The organism is Sulfitobacter sp. 1A13496 (assembly GCF_043557225.1).
Lineage (GTDB): Bacteria > Pseudomonadota > Alphaproteobacteria > Rhodobacterales > Rhodobacteraceae > Sulfitobacter > Sulfitobacter faviae.
This window is the reverse complement of record NZ_JBIFFP010000009.1, coordinates 113732-135880: the sequence shown is the minus strand read 5'-3', so window position 1 is coordinate 135880 and position 22149 is coordinate 113732. Positions and strand designations below refer to the sequence as shown.

The following is a 22149-nucleotide window of genomic DNA, read 5'->3' as shown; positions in this document are numbered from 1 at the left end:
CTTCTGGCTGATCTCGGTGGCCTGGCACCATCTCTGGGCAGCACAGCGGGCCGGGCGACTGGCGGTCACGGGTCCCTACGCCCGGATACGGCATCCGCAATATGTGGGGTTCGTTCTCATCATGGCAGGGTTCCTCGTGCAATGGCCGACAATCCTCACGCTTGCAATGTTCCCGGTTCTGGTCTGGATGTATGCGCGACTTGCCAAGAGCGAGGAGGCCGACAGTCGGGCCCGGTTTGGCGAGGCATGGGAGAGATATGCAGAGAATGTTCCGGCGTTTCTGCCTCGATTCCGGGAAGTTGCCGCGCAATGAACGCAAGCGTTCTGTTCCGTTTTTTGCAGAGCGCAAGCTGGCTATCGGGAAACCGGAGCGGCGTCAGTTTTTGCCGACGATCGAGCGCTCGCCTGCGAATTGATCGAAGATTGAGTTTGATATCGGAAATGCAAGACGGATTTGCGATTTAGAAGCGCCGAGACCAAGAGGGTGAACGGAGTGAGCAATCTGGTGATCCTCGGAGGATCCGGTGATGTCGGGTCGCGGCTTGTTCGCCTCCTTTCCGACCATCAGGAATGGAAGGTTTGGGCGGTTTCCAGGCGAAACCGTGCGGTTGAAACGGCGCATGAAAACGTGGTTTACACAGCCCTCGACGTGGCGCGCCCCGACGCGGCCCATTCACTTCCCGACGACGCCATGGTCGTAAATCTGACCGAAGCGACACCGCCGGGGCTGGTCGCTGAAATTCTCGCAAGAGGCGGTACGGTGCTCGATACATCGGCGACGCCGAGCTATGTCCACGCCCTGATCCGGGCGGCGGACGGGACAAACGGGTGTCTTGTGACGGGTGTTGGAACTGCTCCGGGTCTCAGCACATTGATGGCGACAGCTCTGGCAAGCGACAAACGGGTAGAGACGCTGCGTATCGGAGTCGAGCTTGGCATGGGCCGTCACTACGGGAAGGCAGCGTCTGAGTGGTTCTTTCGGACGCTTGGACAGCCTTATGACGACCCGGTGACGGGCCGGTCTGTATTTCCTGGCACGCACCCCTGGTGGTTTAGTTTCGCACAGAACGAGGCGCCGAGACTGGCGCTCGATGTGGCGTTTCCCGATGAGGGAATTCATCCTGGCGGACGCGAAGTCCGTGTTCACCATTACCTGGCCGTCGATCCGCCATTTGTCACACGCCTGTTTGCAGTGGCACAACGGCTTTGGCTCGGACGCTGGATGTCAGAGCATTCCCGGCGATTGACAAAGCTTTCAGAGTGGCTGCCGCAATTCGGGCAATTAAGAACACGGATCGCGGCGGTTGCGTTCGATCGCGACGGCAAAGAGATTGCCGCGAACCTGTTCGAAGGTGGCGATCAGGCTGATTTGACGGCTGCGATGATATTGGTGACACTTGATGCAATGCGGTTCGGCGATGCGCGACAGGCAGGGGCCAATTCGATTGTTGACCACCTTGATCTGGAGCAGGCGCTGAGCGGTCTGCGTCGCCACTTGGCAGGCGGAGCGGCCATACACACGAACGCTTGGCAAAGGCCAAACTAAGAAACAGGAAAGACGGGGCAAATCATGAATCACGAGCACGGCCACGGCGGCGACGGCTACAAGAAGAACTCCATCACTTTGGGCGGCGCGGTTGCCATGGGCACGGGCGTGATGATCGGGGCAGGGATCTTTGCCCTGACAGGGCAGATTGCCGAACTGGCCGGGCCGCTCTTTCCCATTGCGTTCATCATCGGTGCGATCGTGACCGGGTTCAGTTCCTACAGCTACATCAAGATGTCCAACGCCTGGCCTTCGGCAGGGGGGATCGGGATGATCCTGCAAAAATGCTACGGGCCGGGAGGGATTGCGGCTGGGGCGGCGCTGCTGATGGCGCTCAGCATGGTGATCGCGGAAAGCCTCGTCGCACGGACCTTTGCCACATATCTCTTGCGTCCCTTCGATATCGAGGGCGGACCTCTGGTGCCCATCCTCGCGGTCGGGGTGATCCTGTTTGCCTTTCTTGTGAATATCGCGGGCAACCGATCGATCGGGCTGTTCTCGATGGTCATGGCCGCGATCAAGATCGGTGGCATCGCGCTCTTCGGGATCGCTGCCCTGTGGTCGAGCGGGTTTGGCTTTGCCGCCGCGACGCAAGACGCTGGCGACTTTGGCGCGATGGGTTTCGTCGCCTCGGTCGCGCTTGCCATTCTTGCGTTCAAGGGGTTCACGACGATCACCAACAGCGGGGCTGAGATCACCGATCCCAACCGCAATGTGGGGCGCGCAATCATCATTTCGATTGCGCTGTGTGTCGTTGTCTATCTGCTTGTGGCCTTCGGTGTCGGCTCCAGCCTGACCATCGATCAGATCATCTCCGCCAAGGACTATTCGCTGGCCGAGGCGGCGGAACCGGCATTGGGACAGGTCGGCTTCCTGCTGACGGTCCTGTTGGCCGTGGTGGCGACAGCTTCGGCCGTGCTGGCAAGTGTGTTTGCCGTCTCGCGGATGCTGGCGATGCTGACGGACATGAAGATGATCCCGCACAGCCATTTCGGCATGTCCGGTCCGATCCAGCGGCATACGCTGGTCTACACGGTGGTCATCGCATCCTTTCTTGCCGTGTTTTTCGATCTGAGCCGCATCGCGTCGCTGGGTGCGTTCTTCTACCTGACAATGGATATGGCTGTGCATTGGGGTGTCTGGCGCTACCGCAGGGCAGAGATCGGCGCCTCGGGTGTCGTCATTCTTGCAGCACTCGGGTTTGATGCGATCGTTCTGGTCGCGTTCACGGCCATGAAGCTGCAGAGCGATCCGGCCATCGTCGCCTATGCGGCCGTTACGATCGCGGGAGTCTTTCTGTTCGAACGCGCCTATCTGTCGCGCTGGCTGGCGCCGCAAGATGAGCCCGCCCACAGTTGACGGATGTGGCCACGCAATCGGTCCGCGACGGGCGGCGCGCGGGGTTCGCCATGCTCGTCGGTCTTGCTCTGGGTATGGTGGCCGCGAACTCGCCGCTGGCGGACATCTATGCGATTGTGCATCACCTGCCTCTGCGGGTTGGGGCGGGCACCTGGGCAATCGAAGCCCCTCTGATCGAGTGGATCAATCAGGGCCTTCTGACGGTCTTCTTCTTTCTGATTGGCATCCACACAAATCACGAGCTGACCCGTGGGGCGCTGTCCGAACCCAGTGCGGCCATGCTTCCGGCAAGTGCGGCGCTTGGGGGCATGATCGTGCCGGCAGCCATATATCTTGGAGTCAATTTCGGAGATACTGTCGCCCTTCGTGGGTCGGCGATCCCCATTGCGACAGACATCGTCTTGGTCCTTGGCGTCCTTTCGCTGTTTTCGGGTCAGCTTGGTCCTGCGATCATCGCCTTTGCAACGGCCGCCGCGATTTTCGACGACCTCGGCGCAGTAATTGTCATCGCATTGTTCTACGGATCGTTCGATCAGCTTTGGCCGCTTTGGATGGTGGTTGGCGGCTTGGCAGGTCTATTTCTACTCAATCGAACCCGAAGGGCATCGCTCGTGCCTTACCTCGCCTTCGGCTGCGTTCTCTGGGCAGGACTTATACTGACCGGTCTCGAAGGAGCGATTGCAGGGGCAATTGTCGGGTTTTCTCTGCCGCTGTCGTCGTTTCCGCCAAGAGCGACAGCGCGCGCTGAGCGGCGCGTTTCGCCATTTGCTCTGTTCTTTGTCGTGCCGATCTTCACCTTCTTCAACGGCGGCGTTATGCTGGATTTTTTTCCCGCCGATCCACAGGCATGGTCCGTGGCCATCGGTATTGCGATGGCGCTGATTGTCGGAAAGCCTTTGGGACTTCTCGCCGGAACACTCCTGGCGCTTCGCCTCGGCATCGGAACACTCCCGCCCGGCACCTCGATGCGGGACGTCATTGGGGTCGCACTGCTGTCCGGTGTCGGCTTCACCATGAGCCTGTTCATCATCGGCGCGGCTTTCGACGCAACCCCGATCGCCGCAACGGCAAAACTCGCCGTTGTGGGCAGTTCAGCTGTCGCCGCTTTGCTCGGCCTCATTGCGTTCAAGAGCCGCTGATCGGTTGAGCCCTCTAACAACGGATGCCTCACTCCTCATCTTTGGGCTCGAGGCAAGGCTCCCAGTCCCACAGACGGTTCATTGTTGCAAACAGGAAGGACGCAGACCAGGCGATCATCAAAAGCCCGTTCAGTGCCTCGACACCGGCGAGAAATCTCAGATGACCGGTCGGGACGATATCTCCGATCCCGAGCGATGTGTACATGACGGCCGAGAAATATAGGTAGTCGAGCGGGTGTGCCATGTCGGACCCCTCAAAGCCACCGATCCCGAACCACGCCCCCGCAATCCAGAAGCCGCCCGCAAAGAGCCCGATCTGGAACAGATGGGTGACAAACAACAGACTCACGATGGAAAGCACGCGCGTATGCGGCCGCATTGGAACCGATGCCATGCGGCCTGAGCAGAAGCGCAGGGACATCAGATGCAGATAGGCTGTGGCGACGAAGAGTGCGACGGATATGGCTATCGAAACTAACAACTTATGATCCCTCTAACGATCTTTACGCAAGAAAGCGCCGTGATCCAATGCCTCAAGTAAAGCTACCATACGTTTGATTGGACTCCGGGTCCAACCCATAGTACAACTTTTGCCATGGCTCCCATGAAGCGCTTCCAGAATGTCACGCCCGAGAGACAGGCGGCAATCCTCGATGCTGCGGCGGCAGAGATCGCGACTTATGGCCTGTCCGGCGCCTCGATAAACCGTGTCATCACCGCTGCGGGGATGAGCAAATCGTCTTTCTATCATTATTTCGAAGGCAAGGACGATCTCTATGCCGCCGTGACGCAACGGGCGCTTGACGACCTGCTGGCAGCCATGGTTCCCGGCGCGCCGCCCGCGACCGCCTCGGACTATTGGGCGATGTGGGAGGCGATGTATCGCGCCTTTTTGCAACGCCAGTTGACCGATCCCGTCCTGGCGGCCCTGAATTGGAGCGCGATCCAGGCGCGCGCCGACGGCACGGCGCATCCCGCACTTGAATTACTGGCGGGGCAGATGCGTCAATGGCTGGAAGCGCTGATCCTTCAGGGCCAGGCGCTTGGCGCGGTGCGCACCGACCTGCCGCAGGACCTATTGATGGATGCCACCTTCGGGATGCTTGAGGGCGGCGACCGCTGGTTTGCCGCAACATGGAGCGAGATGTCCGAAACACGAGTCGCAGAGGCCGCAGCCCGGATCGTTGGCCTTTTGCGCGACCTGACCGAACAAAAAGGAGAGCGGGAATGACTTCCGCGACCGAACACGCATTCACCGCGGGCGGGACTGGTGCTGCCCGCCCCCTGAAACTGGCGCTCCTTTTCTCGATCCTTGGCGAGGCTGTGATCCTCCTCGTCTGGGGGTTCTACCTTTTCCCCAAGGGCAGCTGGTTCAACAAGACCATGTGGACCCTGGTCTATTGCGGCGTTGGAATGGGCGGTGCATTCGGTGCGGTCTTGGTGCTGGGTTTGCTGGGCCGAGTGGACGGCTGGCGTGCCGTGGGCCTGACTGCGCTGCTGTCAACGGTGATGCTGGGGCTGTTTTGCAATACCCTTTGTCTCAGGCTCGATATGACCTTCGGTTATTTCGGTGCCCAGGGTGCGGGCCTTCTGTTCATGCTCAATGGCATCGTCATGTCCGCACTGGGCGGCGCCGTCCTTGGCTGGATGACATTTACGGATCGGGGCAGGGCCTTCGGGCCTGACTGGCTGAAATGACCCACGGACAGCGCCTGTTCCGCGTCCTGTTCCGCCCGGTCGTGCGCGCGGCGGCGATGCGGGCCATTCTGGGCCGCAACCGGGTGCGCGGCGAGATGGCGAAGGGCCGTTTCACCCGGGCGGAGATCCACGCGCTCCTAACGGATACATGGACCCGTTTCGAGAAGCACGCAGCCGAAATCCCGCACGAACGCAGCGCCGGTGCGCGGCTCTGGCTTTTGAACGGCGCGCTGATCATCTCTGCGATCCAGTCCGCCATCGACCGCGGCGTCGAGCGTGCCTATGCCATCGAACTGGTCGGCGATGCGGCATGGATCATTTACCGCAGGTTCATGGCCGTTCCGGACGCGGTTGTGCGCCTGACGACCCGCGACCCGGCAAAGCGTCTCGAACGCGACACGCATCTGATTATGGACGTCTTTCCCTTCGGCCCGAAGTCCTATTGCAAGCGTTGGATCGACAGCGATCGTGGAGGGGTTTTCCTGGTGACGCGGTGTCCCTACCAGGAGCTGCATCACAAGCTGCTCTCGCCGGAGGACGCCCGTGACTTTTGCCAAGGGATGCCTGTAATCTGGACTATCCGCTGGCGGAGATGTGGGGAGGGCAACTGGAACGCTCTCAAACGCTCGTCTCTGGCGGCAGGTATTGTGATTTCCGGTATGTGCGCGCGGACCGGATGAACCTGAAAGAGACGAAATGCCCATGACCAAAGGCAATATTTTCGCGCATCTCGGTGCTGGATAAAATTCTCGACTGGATCTGCAAAATCTCTTTGGGGTAATCGCGAAACCTCGCGATCCGTTGGAATTACGGATGATCGCCGCGTCTATTCGAAAATGGAGGATCGGACCGATTTTCTCTACGCTTCTGCTGTTTAGAAGATGCGGCTGAGCAAATTGTGTGCAGATGTTTTGATCAGGCATTTTAACATAAACTTCATTATGCGTATTTATACTTAGTGTTGGGCACATTCTAAACTGGGTTGCGACACTTCCGGTATCTTGCTGAAAAAGCAAGGAGAACAGACATGGCACATACAGAGCTGGATTTGCGTGAAAGACGCATCATCGAGGACATGCTCAGAGCAAAATTCTCGATCAACAAAATAGCCGCTGAGCTTGGGAGACACCGCTCAACAGTCTATCGCGACATAAAGCGGAATTTTTACATTGATGGCGAAATGCCAAATCTCAGTGGCTACTATTGTGTGATTGCACAGCGGAAGGCAGAAGCTCGACGTGCGCGGCGGCGGAAATTGATCCGTCTCCCTAAGCTTCGGAAGGCTGTTATCACTCAGTTGAAAGAAGGCTGGTCGCCCGAGCAGATTGCCGGTCGGCTTACATTCGAAGGACATGCCATTCGCGTCAGCCATGAGACGATCTACGCCCATGTTTACAGCGCTGAGGGACAATCCGAAGAATTAGCCAGATACCTTCCAAGTCGTCGCAAGAAACGACGGTCCCGGTATGCCAGACGCCCCCGAGACCAGGTATTCCCGCTGGATCGGTCCATTCACGAGCGCCCTGAACATGTGAAGACACGCGAGGCGTTCGGTGACTGGGAAGGCGATCTGATGATCTTTGAACGTGCCAATGGCAAGATGAACGTGGCTTCGCTCGTCGAACGCAAGACCAGGTTCGCCGTCCTGTTTCGCAACAACGACCGCAGTTCGACCCACTTCATGCGCAAGCTGATGGATGTGATGGAACCCCTACCCCAGCCGGCCCGCAAATCGATCACCTTTGACCGTGGTTTCGAATTCCGGGAGTGGAGAAAGCTCAAGTCGGGCATCGGCACTGACAGCTGGTTTTGTGACCCACAAGCACCCTGGCAAAAAGGCTCGGTCGAGAACCTCAACAAACGCGCACGGCGATATCTTCCCCGTGACACCCAGCTCGCGGCGCTCTCAAATCGCAATATGAAGGCGATTTGTGACCGCCTCAACGGCACGCCAAGAAAGTGCCTTGGTTGGCGCACACCGACGGAAGCGTTCAGGGAAGAGTTGAGGAAACTGAGATAGCGGAAACTGTCGCAACGACCCTTGAGACACCATTGGCGCGCGCTACCCTCAAGCGCGACTCTTGTTAGAAAACAGTAGTTTATCTAATGAGAGGAATCGGTATGGGAGCCGTTTACGACCAACTGAGTATCACAGAACGACGCAAGATAGAACGCTGGAGACACGCTAAGGTCCCAGTTGATGAGATGGCGCGCGTTCTGAAGCGCTGCAGATCAACGATATTTCGCGAGCTAAAGCGCAACCATTTTTCGGACGAAAGCATGCCGGGTTGCGATGGCTATTACGGTGCCGCTGCTCACCTGATGCAAGCGGAACGTCGTGCTCGAGAGCGCAAACTGATCAAACATCCTGAGCTTCGCAAGTGCGTGATCGAGCGTATCAAGAACGGCTGGACACCAGAGCAGATCAGTAACCGTATGATTCACGAACGCGCTCCTCTCAGGGTCTGTCAGGAAACCATCTATCGTTACATCTACTCCAAGGAAGGTCAGCGCGAAGACCTGTGGTGGTATCTACCGACCCACCGTGTCGCCCGCAGACCACGTCGCACCAGAAGGCGCAGAGAACCCAAATTCCACCGCGATGTCAGCATTCTGTTCCGACCCGATGATGTCGCTCATCGCCGTCAGTTCGGTCATTGGGAAGCTGATTTGATGCTGTTTAAACAAAAGCTTGGCCAGTCCAACGTTACCTCACTGGTTGAGCGCGTCAGCCGCTTCACTGTGATCCTGAAAAACCCGAACAAGCGCACCAAGCCGGTCATGGCCAAGATCATGAGCGCCATCAAAGACCTCCCCCTCGTCGCCCGTCGGTCCAACACTTTTGACCGCGGAACCGAGTTTGTCAGTTGGCCCCACCTGCAAGCCGAGATCGGAACCCAGACGTGGTTCTGCGACCCCTCCAGCCCCTGGCAGAAAGGCACAGTCGAGAACACTAACCGACGCCTTCGAAGGTGGTTGCCCCGCAAACGCGATATCCGGCAATGCACAGATCACGATATGAAGGTGATCTGTGATCGCCTCAACAATACGCCGCGCAAGTGCCTTGGATGGAAAACGCCAGCTGAGGTCTTCCGCGAAAAGATGTTGGAGGAAATGCGATGACGCCCCTACCCTGATCCCAACATGAGTCGCAGTTCAGGTATCGCTCACATTGCGATAGTATATTATCGTATATATGCTGGACTCCTCTCACGGAGGTTCCGCAGCATGCACTATCTGATCAAGAAGCTCCTCCCCTCGGTTGCAGTCGCTTTCACCGTGACTGGTCTTTCGCTACCAATGTCCGCCCGAGCGCAGACATACCCGATCGACTGCGCGATCCTCTTGTGTCTGTCTGGCGGCTGGCCCGCTTCCGTCCCTTGCGCCCGAGCTCGCGCCGAATTCATCAGGCGTATCACGCCTTGGCCAGTGGAACCGCCGCTGCAAATCTGGCGCTGTCCCATGGGCGCCTCCTATGAGGGCGATCGGCCACCAAACAACGCTGGCCGTATCTTTGAAGCCTTGTACCCGCCCGACAGCCATCGACCGCTCCAATCCTTGCCAAGAGACAAATTCGTTCCCGCCGACCAGGCCCTCCGGCTCGTTCAAGATCGGGCGGACATCGATATCAGCGGACCTGAGTTCAATTTCGTACGATCCATCCGTGTCTTTGATGTTCGTTACGCGCGGCAATACGAAGCAGGAAGCGAAGGAGACTGCGAACGCTACGCCACTGTAGTCCTCGGCACTTATGGAACCCAAGGCGATTTCTCATGGCAGCGATCTTCTATAACTGCCCTGCCTGAGGCCCATGTGGGACTTGAACGTTGGGGCCAGAATTGCCCGGGTATCTATCACCGATCTGTCTTCGTCGATTGGCGTGACTATGATGGCAACTACGACTTCGAACAGGTGAACTACTAGCGCTGGCAAAGACAGCTTTGCCATCATGCTGCGAGAATTTGAGCGTGCTGAGTTGCTCAAATACCGGCTTTTCGCTGCTTTCGGTGCGCATGTCCGGAGAGCGGACGAAGGGGCCGTTCAGAGGTCTGAATTCAACGGCCTCTTCAGATACCGACCTTTCACTGATTTCTTACGAATCTAAACAGTAAGTATGGCTCGGGTCTGCGAAGCCGCGGCCAAGCCTCCCCCATCGTTCGGCATTGTGATCGGCGACGGTTTGCTTCATATCAGCGGTTGCTGATACCTTATTCCTTCCAAGCATTGATGGCAGGCTATGAGTTCGAAGGATAACCAAGAAAAGCGGCGCCGGAGCGGACGGCCGCTCATGATTTTGCCTATTCTTCTGTTTGGGTTGCTGGGCGTAGTCTTCTACTGGGGCCTCTGGAACAACGACGACCGGTTGCCCTCGACGCTGATCGGAAGACCAATCCCGGAATTCGCGCTCCCGCCCATCGAAGGGCGGCAGGACGGCCTAGGCTCGGCGAACCTGCAAGACCAGGTTTCTCTCGTCAACGTCTGGGCGTCGTGGTGCGTCCCCTGCCGCACGGAGAACCCGCTTCTCGTCGATCTTGCCGAAGCGGGCACCGTTCCGATCTACGGTATCAACTACAAGGACGATGCCGAGGAGACGCTGGGTTTCCTCGAAGAGCTCGGCGATCCCTTCACCCGCATCGGCGCGGACCGATCAGGCCGCGTTGCGATAGACTGGGGCGTCTATGGAGTGCCGGAAACATACATAATCGACGCCGAGGGGCGCATTGCATACAAGCATGTCGGCCCCTTTGATCAGGCCTCGCTTGAGGAGGACATTCTGCCGGTCGTGCGCCGGTTGCAGGCTGAGAGCGACCCGTGAGGCGACGTGACGTCCTTGCCGGAGTCTTGGCGCTTGCGGCAAGCCCTGCCTCCGCCCGACCACCGATCCCTAATCACGGGACTCCGCGTGATCTCCTGTCGCCGCCTTTCGTGGATGGAGATGGACGGGATCTGACGCTGGCGGACTTCGAGGGACGTGTCGTGCTTCTGAACATTTGGGCGACTTGGTGCCCGCCTTGTCGCGAGGAGATGCCGACGCTCGACGCGCTGCAAGCGCGCCTCGGCGGATCGGATTTTCATGTTCTGCCGCTGTCGATCGATCGGGCCGGTCTCGAACCTGTGCGCCGCTTCTACCGAGAGACCGGCATTCGCAACCTCGATCTCTATATCGCGGAGGATACGCGCGCGATGCTGGCCTTGGCCGTGGTGGGTCTGCCGACAACGATTCTGATCGACCGCATTGGGCGCGAGCGGGGGCGCCTCGCAGGCCCGGCCGAATGGAACAGCCCCGAAGCCGTTGCGCAGATAAGCGCTCTTATTGACGAACGTAAGCAATAGGACATGGAAAAGCACGACGACCGCGCCAGCCGTTCCGCTCCGTGCGCACACGTGGTGGCGGTCTACCGATCAGTTTGGAGATGTGGATTTGATTGAACTTTCCGTTCTTGGACTAATGGCGGCATTGCTGGCCGGTGCCGTTTCCTTTCTGTCGCCCTGCGTGCTGCCGCTCGTGCCCGGCTACGTATCCTACGTTGCCGGACGTACGGTCACCGGCAGTGCAGCGCCTTCGAAGGGGCGGGCCGTCTGGCTCAGCTTCTGTTTCGTCCTTGGCTTCTCCACGATATTCATCGCGCTTGGGGCCTCTGCCACCGCGCTCGGTCAGACGCTGCTGCAGTGGCGCTACGAACTCAACCTCGTCGGCGGCGCGATCGTGATCCTGTTCGGTCTGTTCATGATCGGGGCAGCGCGCCTGTCGGCCATGGAGCGCGACCTGCGTTTCCATCTCGACCTGCCGGGCGGGCAACCGGTCGCCTCCTACGTGCTCGGACTCGCCTTCGGTTTCGGCTGGACACCGTGCATCGGGCCGATCCTCGGTGCCATCCTAACCGCCAGCGCGACAAGCGCGACGATTGGCGAGGGCGTCGCATTGCTTGCCGTCTACTCGGCCGGCCTTGGGATCCCGTTTCTGGTCGTCGCGGGGTTCACCGACAGTATTGCCGGCAGGCTGCGCGGCATCGGTCGTTGGGGTCGCCGCCTGCATCAGGCTGCGGGCGGCGTCATGATCCTGATGGGCCTGGCGATGATGACCGGGCGGTTGAGCGCACTGGCCTACTGGCTGCTGGACACCTTCCCTGTCCTTGCGCGGATCGGGTGAACAGATGCGACTGTACGAGAAACATATCCTCCCTCGGCTGACGCATCTGGCGATGGGCCAGGATCAACTTCTTCCCTACCGGCGCCGCGCCATCTCCGGCCTGCATGGGCGTGTGCTGGAGATCGGAATCGGCTCGGGCCTGAACATTGCGCTCTACCCCGAGGCCGTGCGCCAGATCATCGGTATTGATCCGTCGCCCGAACTCCTCTCTCGGGCCGCGCAAACCTCCCATGGACTGATGCCCGCGGCCGAGATGATCGAGGGCGTGGCCGAAGCATTGCCGCTCGAAGATCGCAGCGTCGATTGCGTCGTCGCCACCTGGACACTCTGCAGCGTTTCGGAACCGGAGAAGGCTCTCGCCGAGATCCGGCGCGTTCTCAAGCCGGATGGCGTCTTCCGCTTCGTCGAGCATGGCCTGGCGCCCGGACCCCGTATCCGGCGCTGGCAACGCTGGCTGACGCCTGTCTGGAAACACTGCGCCGGGAACTGCCATCTTGACCGCCCGACGGCCGACTTGATCGAGACAAGCGGCTTCCGCATGGAGCGGCTCAACACCGGTTACGCGACAGGTCCGAAGCCCTTGGTTTTCATGTATGAGGGACAAGCTCGCCTCTACTGAGGAAGCTTGGAAACAGGACAATCTCGGCTTTCGATCCGTGGCGCAACTGATGGCAAGGTAGCCAATTCTCGCCTCGAACTTTCGCCGAAAATTTTGCGGTGATGAGATGTTATGAGCAGTCATCAAGATAACCGGCAGGCCAATCTGACGCGCGGCATCCGGGTCGAGATCGCCAGCCTCGTCTACAACATCATCGAGGTCGTCGTATCCGTCACCGTGGGACTTCTGACCGGCAGCGCAGCGCTGGTGAGTTGGGGCCTCGACAGTACGGTCGAGGCCACCTCGGCTGCGACTCTGATCTGGCGCTTGAAGAGTGAGGTGGACGGTGCCGACAAGCGCACGGTCCTGCACCGCAAGAAGGTCGCGCTCTACGTGGTTGCCTGTGCCTTCTGGATCGTCGTCGCGGCGATCCTCTACGAGGCGGTCTCCGCCTTCATTTCGCAGAAGGCGCCGGGCTTCAACTGGTGGGGTATCGCGATTCTGGGTGCTTCGCTCGTGGCCAACCCGTTCCTCGCCTGGGGCAAGTATCGCTACGGCAAGCGGCTCGATGCGCCCGCCCTGAAGTACGATGCCAAGGACACCATGATCTGCCAGTATCAGACGATCGTGGTGTTGGCCGGGATCGGTCTGACGCAATGGATGGGCTGGTGGTGGGCCGACCCGGTGGCGGCGCTTCTGATCGTGCCCTACGTTGCATGGGAGGCGTTCGAGGCCACGAAGGATGCGCGGTCGGTCGATCCGGACGAGGGCGAAGCTACTGCCGAGGCCTGACGTTACGCATGATGAACCGAGATTTGGGCATGGGCGGCAGTTCTCCGGTTTCCAGATCCAGATCCTGATCCGGCACTTCGTAGTCGATGGCGTTCACGAAGAAACTGCAAAACGCCTTCATCTGGCTGATCGCGATCCACTCGCCCGGACAACGGTGGTTCCTGTGGTGATCGCCACCGCCCTGCGGAATGAACTCGTAGGGAGTGACCTCCCGATCGTGAAACCGCTCGGGCCGGAACTCTTGCGGCGCGTCCCACGAACGAGCGTCGGTATTCGTGCCGTAGAGGTCGAGCAGAACCCTGTACCCTTTGGGAAAGCGATGTCCGCGCCACTCGAAATCGCTCTTCACCCGTGCCGCAACCGCGGGAAAGAACGGATACAGACGGCGGACCTCTTGCACGAAAGGTTCGAGCTGTCCCTCGTCGTCCTTCAGCTTTTGCCGCCACTCGGGATGCCGATGTAAAGCATGCGCCGCCTGAACTATGAACACGGATACCGCGACGGTCGGGCGCAGGACATTCAACAGCTCTACGGCGGCCACCCTGGGGGTCAACAACTCCCCATCGAGATCGCGCCATGTCGCGATGATATGAAGGGCACTTTCCTGCGTCGGCTGAAGCTCACCATCGCGGACCTGTTGGATTAGCCGTGCTGCCCATTTTTCCAGGCGGTGGCGCGCCAGACGCGCGCGCCAGTGTTTGGGGCCAAGGGCCCCGGCGTCCTGAAAAAGCGCTGTAAGCTGCGCCGTTCGGGTCGCCACCTCAGCTTCATTAAGCGGCACCCCGGCCCAGGCGCAGGCAGCTCTTGTGAGCATTTCGCGCACTTCGTCATAGAGGACGACCTCGTTCCTCGCCTCCCAGTCCGGCGCATAGTTGTCCAACATGTGAAGCGACGTGCCCTCAAGCGCGGCGATCCGCTCGGTCCCCATGAGTGACATGAACATCTTCTTGCGGTGCTGGTGGGCAGCGCCGTCCAATCCCTGAACGCCGCCTTCTCCCAGCAGGGACTTCTGTATGCGGCCTGGCATCGAGCCTGCGCGGATCAGCCGGTCTTCCCGATAGAAGGCTTCTGCCGTCGCCGCGCCGGTCATGCAGATCGTCTCTTGAAGGAGGATGCGGGTTTCGAACAGGTCTGTGTCGAGTGCGCGGCAGGTCTCCGAAATGAACCCATATGGGTTGCGCAGCAGGGCAAGTGTGCTGTCAAAGCCTTTCGCAGATGGTATGCCGAACATGGGTTACACCCCCGTTGTGTTTTCCTTGCGTTGACCCTGACCAGGCTTGTCCGTCGCAGAGCGGAAGCTGTCCCAGAACAGTAGGGCCGCGCCGCAGAAAATCGCCACATCCGCAAGATTGAAGGACGGCCAGTGGTATGTTCCGTAATGGAAATCCAGAAAGTCTGGGACGGCCTGATAACGCAGCCGGTCGAGGACATTGCCGAGTGCGCCGCCGATGATCAGACCGAGAGCGGCAGCCGTCAGCCTGTCCGGCGCGCGCCACAACCAGATCAGCAGCCATAACACGATCACGCCAGCAAGCGCGATGAGACCCCACCAAGGCACGATCCCGCCCAGCATACCGAAGCTGACTCCATCGTTCAGAACCCGCACGAGATTGAGAAAGGGTAGAACCTCGACGCCGCCCTCAAGCGCAGGTGTGTTCAGGGCAAGCGCCTTGGTGCCCTGATCGAGGGCGAACGCCGAGATGGCGCAAACTCCGCCTAGAACGCGGCTGTTCATGCAGTCGTCTTCAGATCGGCCCGCGCATCGCGAATGATCGCCCAGGACGAGTGCAGGAATAGCCCGGCGATACCGAAGGCAACGATAAGGTCGGGCCACGCGCTGCCCAGCCAGGCCACAAGACCGGCGGCAACGACAACCGCCGCATTGCCGATGGCGTCGTTGCGAGAGAAAAGCCAGACGGCCCGCATGTTCGCGTCGCCCTTGCGGAACGGCAGCAGCGGCAGAACGGAGATGACGTTGACGACAAGGGCAATCATGCCAAGCAGGCCCATGAGACCCGCATCCGGCGTCGTCCGTTCGAAGACCCGGACGATGGTCGTGCCGAGGACGCCGAGACCGAGGAGCCCGAGGAAGATGCCCTGGATCAAGGCCGACCGTGCCCGCCAGGCGAGGCTCCAGCCGATGGCCAGCAGGCCAAGGAAGGTGATCGCGCCGTCGCCGATGAAATCGAGCGCATCGGCCTTCACGGCCTGTGACCCGGCGATGAACCCGCCGATCATTTCAACGACACCGTAGCCCACGTTCAGGATCACGACGATCCAGAGCGCGCGTCGGTAGGCCGGGTCCTGATGGGCGGGATTCGGCGGAATGTCTCCATCGCCCTCGATCCGGTCGAAGCCGTAGCCGGTCACCGCAACGGCCTTTTCGATGTCCGGCAGGCGCCCTTCGGGTGCAGCCAGTGTCATGATGTGGGTTGCGGCCGACACTTTCACATCGCCGGGCGCTACCCCGGCCGACTGTGCCGCCCGCTCGATCTGTGCAGCATCCTTCGCGCAATCCATGCCGGAAACCCGGTATCGAAACAATGGCGCATCTGCTATCTCGTTGTCTGTGTTGGCCATGATCGCGGCTTTCCTGCTAAAGTGGATAGAAGATTCTATATATCAGCGAGAAATGATATGGCGCAAATCGTTATGGAAGACAAGACCACCACTATTGAACAGCGCGCGAAATTGCTTCGCGGCTTCGCAGATACCAGTCGTTTGACGATTCTGGACGCCTTGGCAAAAAGTCCGTTCGTCGTTCAGGAGCTCGTCGCGCACACGGGACTAACGCAGCCCAATATCTCCAATCATTTGCGATGCCTGCTGGAGTGCGGGCTTGTCGCCAGCGATCGAGATGGACGGTTTGTTCGCTACCGTATCAGCAATTCACGTATCACAACGCTATTGAGCGATGTAGATGCTCTTCTTGATGTCGTCGCAGAAGGGGTTGAGGCTTGTGACAACTATCGCGAGACGTGATTCAAGATGTCGTGGCCTTCGGCCAGGTCGTTACATCGCTCCGGTTTGGTCGTTCTTTAGATGTAGTTCTTTCGACGTGAGACACAGTCGAGATGTTACCGCGAAGGTTTTTTCAACCAATGGCGAACATCGGCCCCGCACCCAGAATACCGGATAGTCCTGCGGTGACGGGCCACGACCGAATTGCTGGCGGACTGGTCTGTTCTTGTCTAAGTAAGAACACGAAAGCCCCGGTTCGACCTCAATATTTCTCTTGAACCTACAGTAGCTTTAGGAGTTAGGGCCGCAGACGAAGAACGGCATTCGAGTCAAACAGGCCATACTGCTTCAGGCTTTCCTTACTGAACGGCAGAGTGGCCTTGTTTAAGCTTAGTTTGCCTACCTAACGTTGAAGGAGTAAGAATGATGCTGACAAGACGACATTTTCTCCAGACCAGCGGTGCGCTGTTTTCTACTCCAATCGCTGGCCCGCTACTGGCAGCCACCCGGCCCACCAAGGAGGAGAAGGCCGCCTGGGACGCGCAGGTCACACCTCCCGCTTTTGATCCAACTACGTCAAACCCGTGGGGCCTGCACCCGCGCTTTTTGCCCCAGCGGGTGGACGCTAAGGACGGGCTTGTTCCGGGAGACGTCCACGTCGATGCCGTAGCGCGCTACATCTATCACATCGAAGAAGGGGGAACTGCGATGCGTTACGGTGTGGCGATCGCCCGTGGTAACCTGTACGAGCCCGGCACGTATACGATCCAGCGAAAAGTGGAATGGCCAAACTGGACGCCGACCCAAAACATGATCGCACGCGATCCCGAGCTCTATGGCCCGGTTGCCGACGGTGTTGACCCTGGCCCAGAAAACCCTCTTGGTTCGCGGGCGCTTTACCTTTTTGAAGGCAACCGAGACACCTATCTACGCATTCACGGGACGCCCGAACCAAGAAGCATCGGCGGGCGCGCGAGTTCGGGGTGTGTCCGCATGGTCATGGCACATATCAACCATCTATACCCGAACGTCAAAACTGGTTCGACGGCGTTCCTGTATTCGGCAGAAGAAAGCGTGACCCCGCGAACGTGATCTACGCCCACCCAGTTTGCACTGGTCAATATCTCACGCCGAACGCGTAGTGCAGATCGGGTTGCCACCTATTGAGCAGAGCGGCACCAGTGTCGTTTTTGCTGGACCGCTGTGCTTATGCCAGTAACACCCATCCTCGGAACGAAGCCGAGCTGTAGTGGGGTCCTGACTAGGGGCAGCTAGGTTAACGATTTGTTCGGGAAGGTTTCCAACCGCGTCTACCCGGACAGACTTGTGGCTTGAAGCTACAGTAACTGTAGTAACTACATTTCCTTGGAAGCGATTCGAGGAGATACCTGATGTCCCTTGCCGACCTTTTCCGACCTGGACCGAAGAGAAACCAGCGCTCCAAGTACTGAATTATCCAAATTGTGGCTGCTGCACGGCTCGCGCGAAAACTCGCCACTCAGCGCGCTGAAAGGAACTTGAACACCCGTCTTTCGGCTTCCACCCTAGTAACCAAAACAAGGAGTAAGATCATGCAAGTTCACGAAATCATGACCAGCAATCCAACATGTTGTAGTACCGACACTACGATTCAGGAGGCCGCAAAGCTGATGGATGAAAAGTCGGTCGGCGCGATTCCCGTGATCAATGACGCCCGTGAGCCGGTCGGCATCATTACGGACCGCGACATCTGCTGTGGTGCCGTCGCAGAGGGAAAGGCAGCCGACACGCCGGTTTCTGACGTCATGTCGGATGACCTCCTGACAGTCTCACCTGATGAGGACGTTAAAAGCTGTTGCAGCAAGATGGAAGAAAAACAGGTGCGCCGCAGCGTGGTTACAGACGAAAGCGGCAAATGCTGTGGGATCGTGGCTCAAGCGGACGTGGCACGGGAAGCCGACGGCGCGGAAACAGCCGAATTGGTGCAGGAAGTGTCGCAGCCAGAGAAGAGTTCTGGCTGCTGCTGACCCAATGGCACATGGGATCCCGAGTGACCGAACCTGTTGCGAATAAGTCCGGTCTGGCTGCACATGTTGAAAGGAAGTCAAAACGCGGCGCTTGACCGCGTTTTGATCTGCCGAACAGATAGGAAGTTGCCTGATGGCCCACGATCACGCCCATATCGACCTCGAGTCCGGCGACCGTCGAGTCTCCATCTCCATCTGGGCCAACGGTCTTCTGACCGTCGCGCAGATTGTCGGCGGCATCCTATCCGGCAGCCTCGCACTGATCGCGGATGCTCTGCACAATTTCTCGGATATGGCATCGTTGGTGATCACCTTTGCCGCTCGGAAAATCGCGCGGCGGCCTGCGGACGCGCGCATGACCTTCGGCTATGGGCGGATAGAAATTGTCGCAGCGCTCATCAACTACACGACCCTTATCCTGCTCGGCTTCTACCTGATCTACGAGGGTGGCATGCGCATGATCGACCCGCCCATCTGTGGCAGATGCAGGAGCGCAAGGCGGCTTTGGACTGCCACATCGTGCTGACAGCGGACGGCTGGCGTTAAATCGAAAATATCAAGACGGCAATCAAGGACCGGCTGAAGGACGATTTTAGCATCGGTCATTCGAGTTTGGAATTTGAGCACGAAGACCGAGCCCATGAGAACGCCGACCTTTACGGTCACGGCAGGCCGGAAGAAGACGAGAAAAACCATGTTAACCAAGACACTGGCTGATCATGACGAGATGATTGCCCTTGTCGGCGAAGGCAAGCTGAGCGAAAGCGATCTGAAACGGATGCACGTCCTGCTTCAGTAGCGTCTGCAAGAGACAAGCAAGCTAGGGCCGAGACCTCAATCTCACGAGGTTCGAAGCCGGCGCATAGTCGCGTTTGGCTCTGTGAATCTGGCCTACTAGGTCAGATAAGAAGATGGTTCCGCGGAGAGGGGTGAGCCTAGCCGGAGGCAATCAATCGGCAAGCTGGATCGTGATCTAGTCCTCCCGCTTCTAAGAACGATTAAGAGGAGGAAGACCTTAAATGGACCCAAAGTTTTCGAAATCCGGCGCTACGTGGGGATATATCCTTTCCGCCCAAGGTAGGCCGTCCGCCAAACGGCAGCGACAAGAAATTTCGCTGCATGGGGTAATTGAACAGGTTTGGTGTGACCAGTTTGAAGGGCAAACTACGCGTCCTCGAAAGCATCTCATCCAACGAGAGCAACTGCTGCTGTCGCTAAATCAAGGGGATAAGGTCGTTGTGACGGCACCAGAATGCTTGGGATTGTCAGAACGTGACGTGAACTGGTTCTTGACAGAACTCGCCATTCGCGGCGTGCTTCTGTTGGTCCATTCCGGAACCATTGTTGTTGATCCGGGTGGATCGAAAAGAGACCTAGCTGCTGTAGTTGGCCGATTTCACAGCAAACTGCGGGCATGACACTGGAACGCGGAGAAACCGCTCAACAGCAATTTCCGCCAGCTTGAGATCATTATGAGGTAAAATGATGACCGAGCATTCTGTATTCACCTGATTTAGGTCATGCCAAGCGAGGATCATCACAGCTCCGCTTTCAGCAGCATAGGATTGCAAAGCCTCCGATACCTCGTATTGGAGGCAAAGGTCGAGCGCGGAGGTGGGCTCGTCCATGAGGACAACCCGCGGCCGCGTCACCAGCGACTGTGCGATCGATACGACCTCACGTTGCCCGCCTGACAGTTCCGGCAATTGCCGCTCAGCAAGAGCGGTGATGCCCAATCTGGCCAATACGTCGTTCACGGCCGTTAGCTCGGAAGTAGAAAGGCGTCAACCGCTCCCACCGCGCTTCAGCGCGAGTATGATGGATTCGTAGACCGTCAGCGCTGCATTCATCCCCGTATCCTGCGGCATGTAGCGCAAGTCCTCCGTGGCTGCATCGCTGAAGCGCACAGTCCCTGCCCCCCGCATCTGTCCTGCGATGCGCCGAAACAGCGTGGACTTACCAGCCGCATTTGCCCTCACAAGAGCCGTCACTGCCTCCTCGAATTGGCGGTGTTGTTGCCTTGCTGAGGACCTCATGCCGACCATAGCGCGCAACGAGGTTTTCAAGTTGCAGCGTCACCATGCTTTGCGCCCCTTGGTCAGAATAAGAGCGGCAAAGAAGGGAGCGCCCACCAATGCCGTGACATTGCCAATGGGCAGGACAGCGCCGAACAAGGCCTTCGAGAGCACAGATGTGGCCGAAAGGATCAGCGCGCCAGCTAGCATTGCTCCGGGCAAGAAGAAGCGTTGATCTTCCCCTAAAAGAAGCCGTGCCACATATGGACCGACAATGCCGATGAAACCGATCGTACCGACGAAGGAAGCCGGCACGGCCGCCATGAGTAATAGTGTTATCCATATGCAGGTCAGTGTCCGCGATAATAATGTCGATCAGGCTCTTCGGGTTTTAAAGAAAAAGCTTCAAAGCGAAGACGTTTTCCGCGAAATGAAACTCAAGCAGCACTTCGAGGAGCCTTCTAAGAAGAAAGTTCGCCAACAGGCCGAAGCGATCCGCCGGGCTCGCAAAGCGGCGCGCAAGCGCTTGGAGCGTGAAGGCGTGATGTAGGTCTACCGATACACATCACTCAGAAAATTGCCCTTCGGCGTGAGTTCATCTAAAACAAATGGCTTTTTCCCGACTGGGCTCAGTAGTTGACCTGCTCGTAGCCATATTTGCCCCCGTAATCGCGCCACTCGACGAATACCGAACGGTGGCGGATGCTCGGACAATTGTCGCCCCACCTCTCCAGCCCCACATGATCTTTCGGCAAGGTTCCGATCGATGAACGCTGCCAAGAGAAGTCTCCTTGAACGCCATAAGTTCCAAGTACAACGACCGCGCTCCGCTCGCAGTCCCCCTCGCTGCCTGCCTCATATTGTCGAGCGTTCCGCACATCAAAGATTCGTATCGAGCGCACGAAGTTAAACTCCGGACCGCTGATGTCGATGTCGGCGCGTTCTCGACCAAGCGTAATAGAAAAGTCACTGCTCTTATCACCCGTTTCAACCCTTTCCGCCGGGAACACGCCCGTCGATGACAGGCCGACTTCCTGAGATGGGGCAACGGTAATCGTCTGGAGCAGCGGATGACGCGGTATATCGAACAGAATGTCGAAGATACGGCCGCCATTTTTACCAGTGCCATTGAGTTCATGGGATGCTCTCATCGGACAACGCCATATCTGCAATGGAGGCTCTACTGGCCAGGGGGTTATTCTTCGAATGAATTCCGCGCGGGCGCGTGAGCATGGCACTGATGCGGGCCAACCCCCTGAAAGACAGAGGAGAATCGCGCAATCGATCGGATAGGTTTGCGCCCTAACCCGCTCGGCCGTTCCGAAGAAAGACGTGGAGCCAAGAGCGACAAGGACGACGAAACGAGTAAGCGCTTTGGGCATGAATACTCTCCTACAGTTTTGGCAGGTTGACGGTCTCTCTAGATATTTTATATTCATTGCGCCAATAGTATATTTTTGAAAGACCTGCTCCGATGACTATTAAGGCCTGCTAATTTGGGTATGCTCGCCGCCACTCGAAAGCGCTTCGAGGTATTCGATCACTTTCACTGGTGTCGACGATTTTGCCTCTGCCAGCACTTCGGGATGAAGCGGCGGCTCGATAGAACCGGCAGGTACCTGCTCGTCCAGCCAGAGCACCGACAACTCAGAGGAATCCCACAGGTATACCCATCCAACCGTGCGCTCCCGATCATTTCCAAACAATCGGGCTATGGGCTCTGCTTCTTCTTTCAACAGTCTCACCGCTTTCTTCATTCCAGTTTCCAACCACCAAGCAGGATTTCGATCACGTCAGACATTCTCTGGCCCAGTAGATGGCGATCGAATCACACTGCCTTTAGTTGCACTGTCGTGAGCCGCGAATTCACGATACGAAGCGAAC

28 protein-coding genes and 1 pseudogene are annotated in these 22149 nt (G+C 58.4%); 20 read left to right on the top strand and 9 right to left on the bottom strand.

Annotated features, from left to right (window positions below; translation table 11 throughout):
- The 4 genes from ACGYLX_RS17270 to nhaA form a co-directional block, all read left to right on the top strand.
- On the top strand, positions 1-313 hold a 313-nt coding region (locus ACGYLX_RS17270), incomplete at its 5' end, for a methyltransferase family protein (RefSeq protein WP_394450963.1).
- Between the two features lie 180 nt (positions 314-493).
- On the top strand, positions 494-1546 hold the full coding sequence (locus tag ACGYLX_RS17265; RefSeq protein WP_394450962.1) for an NAD-dependent epimerase/dehydratase family protein: 1053 nt from the start codon (positions 494-496) through the stop codon (positions 1544-1546).
- 24 nt (positions 1547-1570) lie between these two features.
- Positions 1571-2905 carry an APC family permease gene (locus ACGYLX_RS17260; RefSeq protein ID WP_088664342.1) on the top strand — a complete coding sequence of 445 codons (1335 nt, stop codon included), beginning with the start codon at positions 1571-1573 and terminating at the stop codon, positions 2903-2905.
- Between the two features lie 5 nt (positions 2906-2910).
- Complete coding sequence (nhaA, locus tag ACGYLX_RS17255; protein WP_394450969.1) at positions 2911-4044, top strand: Na+/H+ antiporter NhaA; 1134 nt, start codon at positions 2911-2913, stop codon at positions 4042-4044.
- Between the two features lie 28 nt (positions 4045-4072).
- Here nhaA and ACGYLX_RS17250 read toward each other — a convergent pair whose 3' ends face one another.
- Positions 4073-4525 (bottom strand): ion channel, encoded by a 453-nt coding sequence (locus ACGYLX_RS17250; RefSeq protein WP_227513932.1) that lies wholly within the window; start codon positions 4523-4525, stop codon positions 4073-4075.
- A 123-nt stretch (positions 4526-4648) separates the two neighbouring features.
- On the opposite strand from ACGYLX_RS17250, the gene ACGYLX_RS17245 reads away from it, so the two are divergent.
- Positions 4649-5275: a TetR/AcrR family transcriptional regulator gene (locus ACGYLX_RS17245; RefSeq protein WP_065335121.1), complete on the top strand. Its 627-nt coding sequence runs from the start codon at positions 4649-4651 to the stop codon at positions 5273-5275.
- Complete coding sequence (locus tag ACGYLX_RS17240; RefSeq protein ID WP_088664340.1) at positions 5272-5742, top strand: hypothetical protein; 471 nt, start codon at positions 5272-5274, stop codon at positions 5740-5742. The genes ACGYLX_RS17245 and ACGYLX_RS17240 overlap by 4 nt, the downstream gene beginning before the upstream one ends.
- A 137-nt stretch (positions 5743-5879) precedes the next feature.
- On the opposite strand, the gene ACGYLX_RS17235 is transcribed toward ACGYLX_RS17240, so the two are convergent.
- Positions 5880-6257: a hypothetical protein gene (locus ACGYLX_RS17235; protein ID WP_110812048.1), complete on the bottom strand. Its 378-nt coding sequence runs from the start codon at positions 6255-6257 to the stop codon at positions 5880-5882.
- Between the two features lie 77 nt (positions 6258-6334).
- Here ACGYLX_RS17235 and ACGYLX_RS17230 point away from each other — a divergent pair, with 77 nt between their 5' ends.
- The 9 genes from ACGYLX_RS17230 (at position 6335) to ACGYLX_RS17190 (ending at position 13283) form a co-directional block, all read left to right on the top strand.
- Positions 6335-6448, top strand: coding sequence for a hypothetical protein (locus ACGYLX_RS17230; protein WP_141100289.1), 114 nt, complete (start codon positions 6335-6337; stop codon positions 6446-6448).
- A gap of 321 nt (positions 6449-6769) precedes the next feature.
- Positions 6770-7762 carry an IS30 family transposase gene (locus ACGYLX_RS17225; RefSeq protein ID WP_067629841.1) on the top strand — a complete coding sequence of 331 codons (993 nt, stop codon included), beginning with the start codon at positions 6770-6772 and terminating at the stop codon, positions 7760-7762.
- Between the two features lie 101 nt (positions 7763-7863).
- Positions 7864-8865 carry an IS30 family transposase gene (locus ACGYLX_RS17220; protein ID WP_067630998.1) on the top strand — a complete coding sequence of 334 codons (1002 nt, stop codon included), beginning with the start codon at positions 7864-7866 and terminating at the stop codon, positions 8863-8865.
- A gap of 105 nt (positions 8866-8970) precedes the next feature.
- Positions 8971-9666 (top strand): hypothetical protein, encoded by a 696-nt coding sequence (locus ACGYLX_RS17215; protein WP_394450960.1) that lies wholly within the window; start codon positions 8971-8973, stop codon positions 9664-9666.
- Between the two features lie 364 nt (positions 9667-10030).
- Positions 10031-10558, top strand: a complete 528-nt coding sequence (locus tag ACGYLX_RS17210) for a DsbE family thiol:disulfide interchange protein (protein ID WP_067631000.1) — start codon at positions 10031-10033, stop codon at positions 10556-10558.
- Positions 10555-11076: a TlpA disulfide reductase family protein gene (locus ACGYLX_RS17205; RefSeq protein ID WP_067631003.1), complete on the top strand. Its 522-nt coding sequence runs from the start codon at positions 10555-10557 to the stop codon at positions 11074-11076. The genes ACGYLX_RS17210 and ACGYLX_RS17205 overlap by 4 nt, the downstream gene beginning before the upstream one ends.
- 115 nt (positions 11077-11191) lie before the next feature.
- Positions 11192-11893 (top strand): cytochrome c biogenesis CcdA family protein, encoded by a 702-nt coding sequence (locus tag ACGYLX_RS17200; protein ID WP_348348220.1) that lies wholly within the window; start codon positions 11192-11194, stop codon positions 11891-11893.
- A gap of 4 nt (positions 11894-11897) precedes the next feature.
- Positions 11898-12512, top strand: coding sequence for a class I SAM-dependent methyltransferase (locus tag ACGYLX_RS17195; protein ID WP_067631010.1), 615 nt, complete (start codon positions 11898-11900; stop codon positions 12510-12512).
- A gap of 111 nt (positions 12513-12623) precedes the next feature.
- Positions 12624-13283, top strand: coding sequence for a cation diffusion facilitator family transporter (locus tag ACGYLX_RS17190; protein WP_082849320.1), 660 nt, complete (start codon positions 12624-12626; stop codon positions 13281-13283).
- Here ACGYLX_RS17190 and ACGYLX_RS17185 read toward each other — a convergent pair.
- Genes ACGYLX_RS17185 through ACGYLX_RS17175 form a run of 3 tightly spaced genes read right to left on the bottom strand, consistent with a single transcriptional unit; the run spans position 13267 to position 15863 of the window.
- Positions 13267-14514 carry a cytochrome P450 gene (locus ACGYLX_RS17185; RefSeq protein ID WP_067631015.1) on the bottom strand — a complete coding sequence of 416 codons (1248 nt, stop codon included), beginning with the start codon at positions 14512-14514 and terminating at the stop codon, positions 13267-13269. The genes ACGYLX_RS17190 and ACGYLX_RS17185 overlap by 17 nt on opposite strands.
- Positions 14515-14517: 3 nt before the next feature.
- Positions 14518-15018, bottom strand: coding sequence for a signal peptidase II (gene lspA, locus ACGYLX_RS17180; RefSeq protein ID WP_067631017.1), 501 nt, complete (start codon positions 15016-15018; stop codon positions 14518-14520).
- Positions 15015-15863, bottom strand: a complete 849-nt coding sequence (locus ACGYLX_RS17175) for a cation transporter (protein WP_067631019.1) — start codon at positions 15861-15863, stop codon at positions 15015-15017. The genes lspA and ACGYLX_RS17175 overlap by 4 nt, the downstream gene beginning before the upstream one ends.
- A 72-nt stretch (positions 15864-15935) precedes the next feature.
- Here ACGYLX_RS17175 and ACGYLX_RS17170 point away from each other — a divergent pair, with 72 nt between their 5' ends.
- From ACGYLX_RS17170 to ACGYLX_RS17155, 4 genes and pseudogenes are all read left to right on the top strand, one after another.
- A complete protein-coding gene (locus ACGYLX_RS17170; protein ID WP_236627323.1) occupies positions 15936-16265 on the top strand; it encodes a helix-turn-helix transcriptional regulator in 330 nt (109 codons plus the stop codon).
- A 405-nt stretch (positions 16266-16670) separates the two neighbouring features.
- Positions 16671-17336: a L,D-transpeptidase gene (locus ACGYLX_RS17165; protein ID WP_067264455.1), complete on the top strand. Its 666-nt coding sequence runs from the start codon at positions 16671-16673 to the stop codon at positions 17334-17336.
- Between the two features lie 479 nt (positions 17337-17815).
- On the top strand, positions 17816-18250 hold the full coding sequence (locus ACGYLX_RS17160; RefSeq protein ID WP_394450957.1) for a CBS domain-containing protein: 435 nt from the start codon (positions 17816-17818) through the stop codon (positions 18248-18250).
- A 133-nt stretch (positions 18251-18383) separates the two neighbouring features.
- Positions 18384-18967 (top strand): annotated as a pseudogene (locus tag ACGYLX_RS17155) (cation diffusion facilitator family transporter).
- 656 nt (positions 18968-19623) lie between these two features.
- Here ACGYLX_RS17155 and ACGYLX_RS17150 read toward each other — a convergent pair.
- Positions 19624-20007 carry an ATP-binding cassette domain-containing protein gene (locus ACGYLX_RS17150; RefSeq protein WP_271694222.1) on the bottom strand — a complete coding sequence of 128 codons (384 nt, stop codon included), beginning with the start codon at positions 20005-20007 and terminating at the stop codon, positions 19624-19626.
- A gap of 318 nt (positions 20008-20325) precedes the next feature.
- Positions 20326-20589 carry an iron chelate uptake ABC transporter family permease subunit gene (locus ACGYLX_RS17145; protein ID WP_249777990.1) on the bottom strand — a complete coding sequence of 88 codons (264 nt, stop codon included), beginning with the start codon at positions 20587-20589 and terminating at the stop codon, positions 20326-20328.
- A gap of 19 nt (positions 20590-20608) precedes the next feature.
- Between ACGYLX_RS17145 and rpsU the strand changes: the two genes are divergently transcribed.
- Positions 20609-20815 (top strand): 30S ribosomal protein S21, encoded by a 207-nt coding sequence (gene rpsU / locus ACGYLX_RS17140; protein ID WP_185805296.1) that lies wholly within the window; start codon positions 20609-20611, stop codon positions 20813-20815.
- A gap of 79 nt (positions 20816-20894) precedes the next feature.
- On the opposite strand, the gene ACGYLX_RS17135 is transcribed toward rpsU, so the two are convergent.
- Complete coding sequence (locus ACGYLX_RS17135; RefSeq protein ID WP_249777989.1) at positions 20895-21647, bottom strand: hypothetical protein; 753 nt, start codon at positions 21645-21647, stop codon at positions 20895-20897.
- A gap of 99 nt (positions 21648-21746) precedes the next feature.
- A complete protein-coding gene (locus tag ACGYLX_RS17130) occupies positions 21747-22022 on the bottom strand; it encodes a hypothetical protein (RefSeq protein WP_132446209.1) in 276 nt (91 codons plus the stop codon).
- Positions 22023-22149 lie beyond the last annotated feature (127 nt).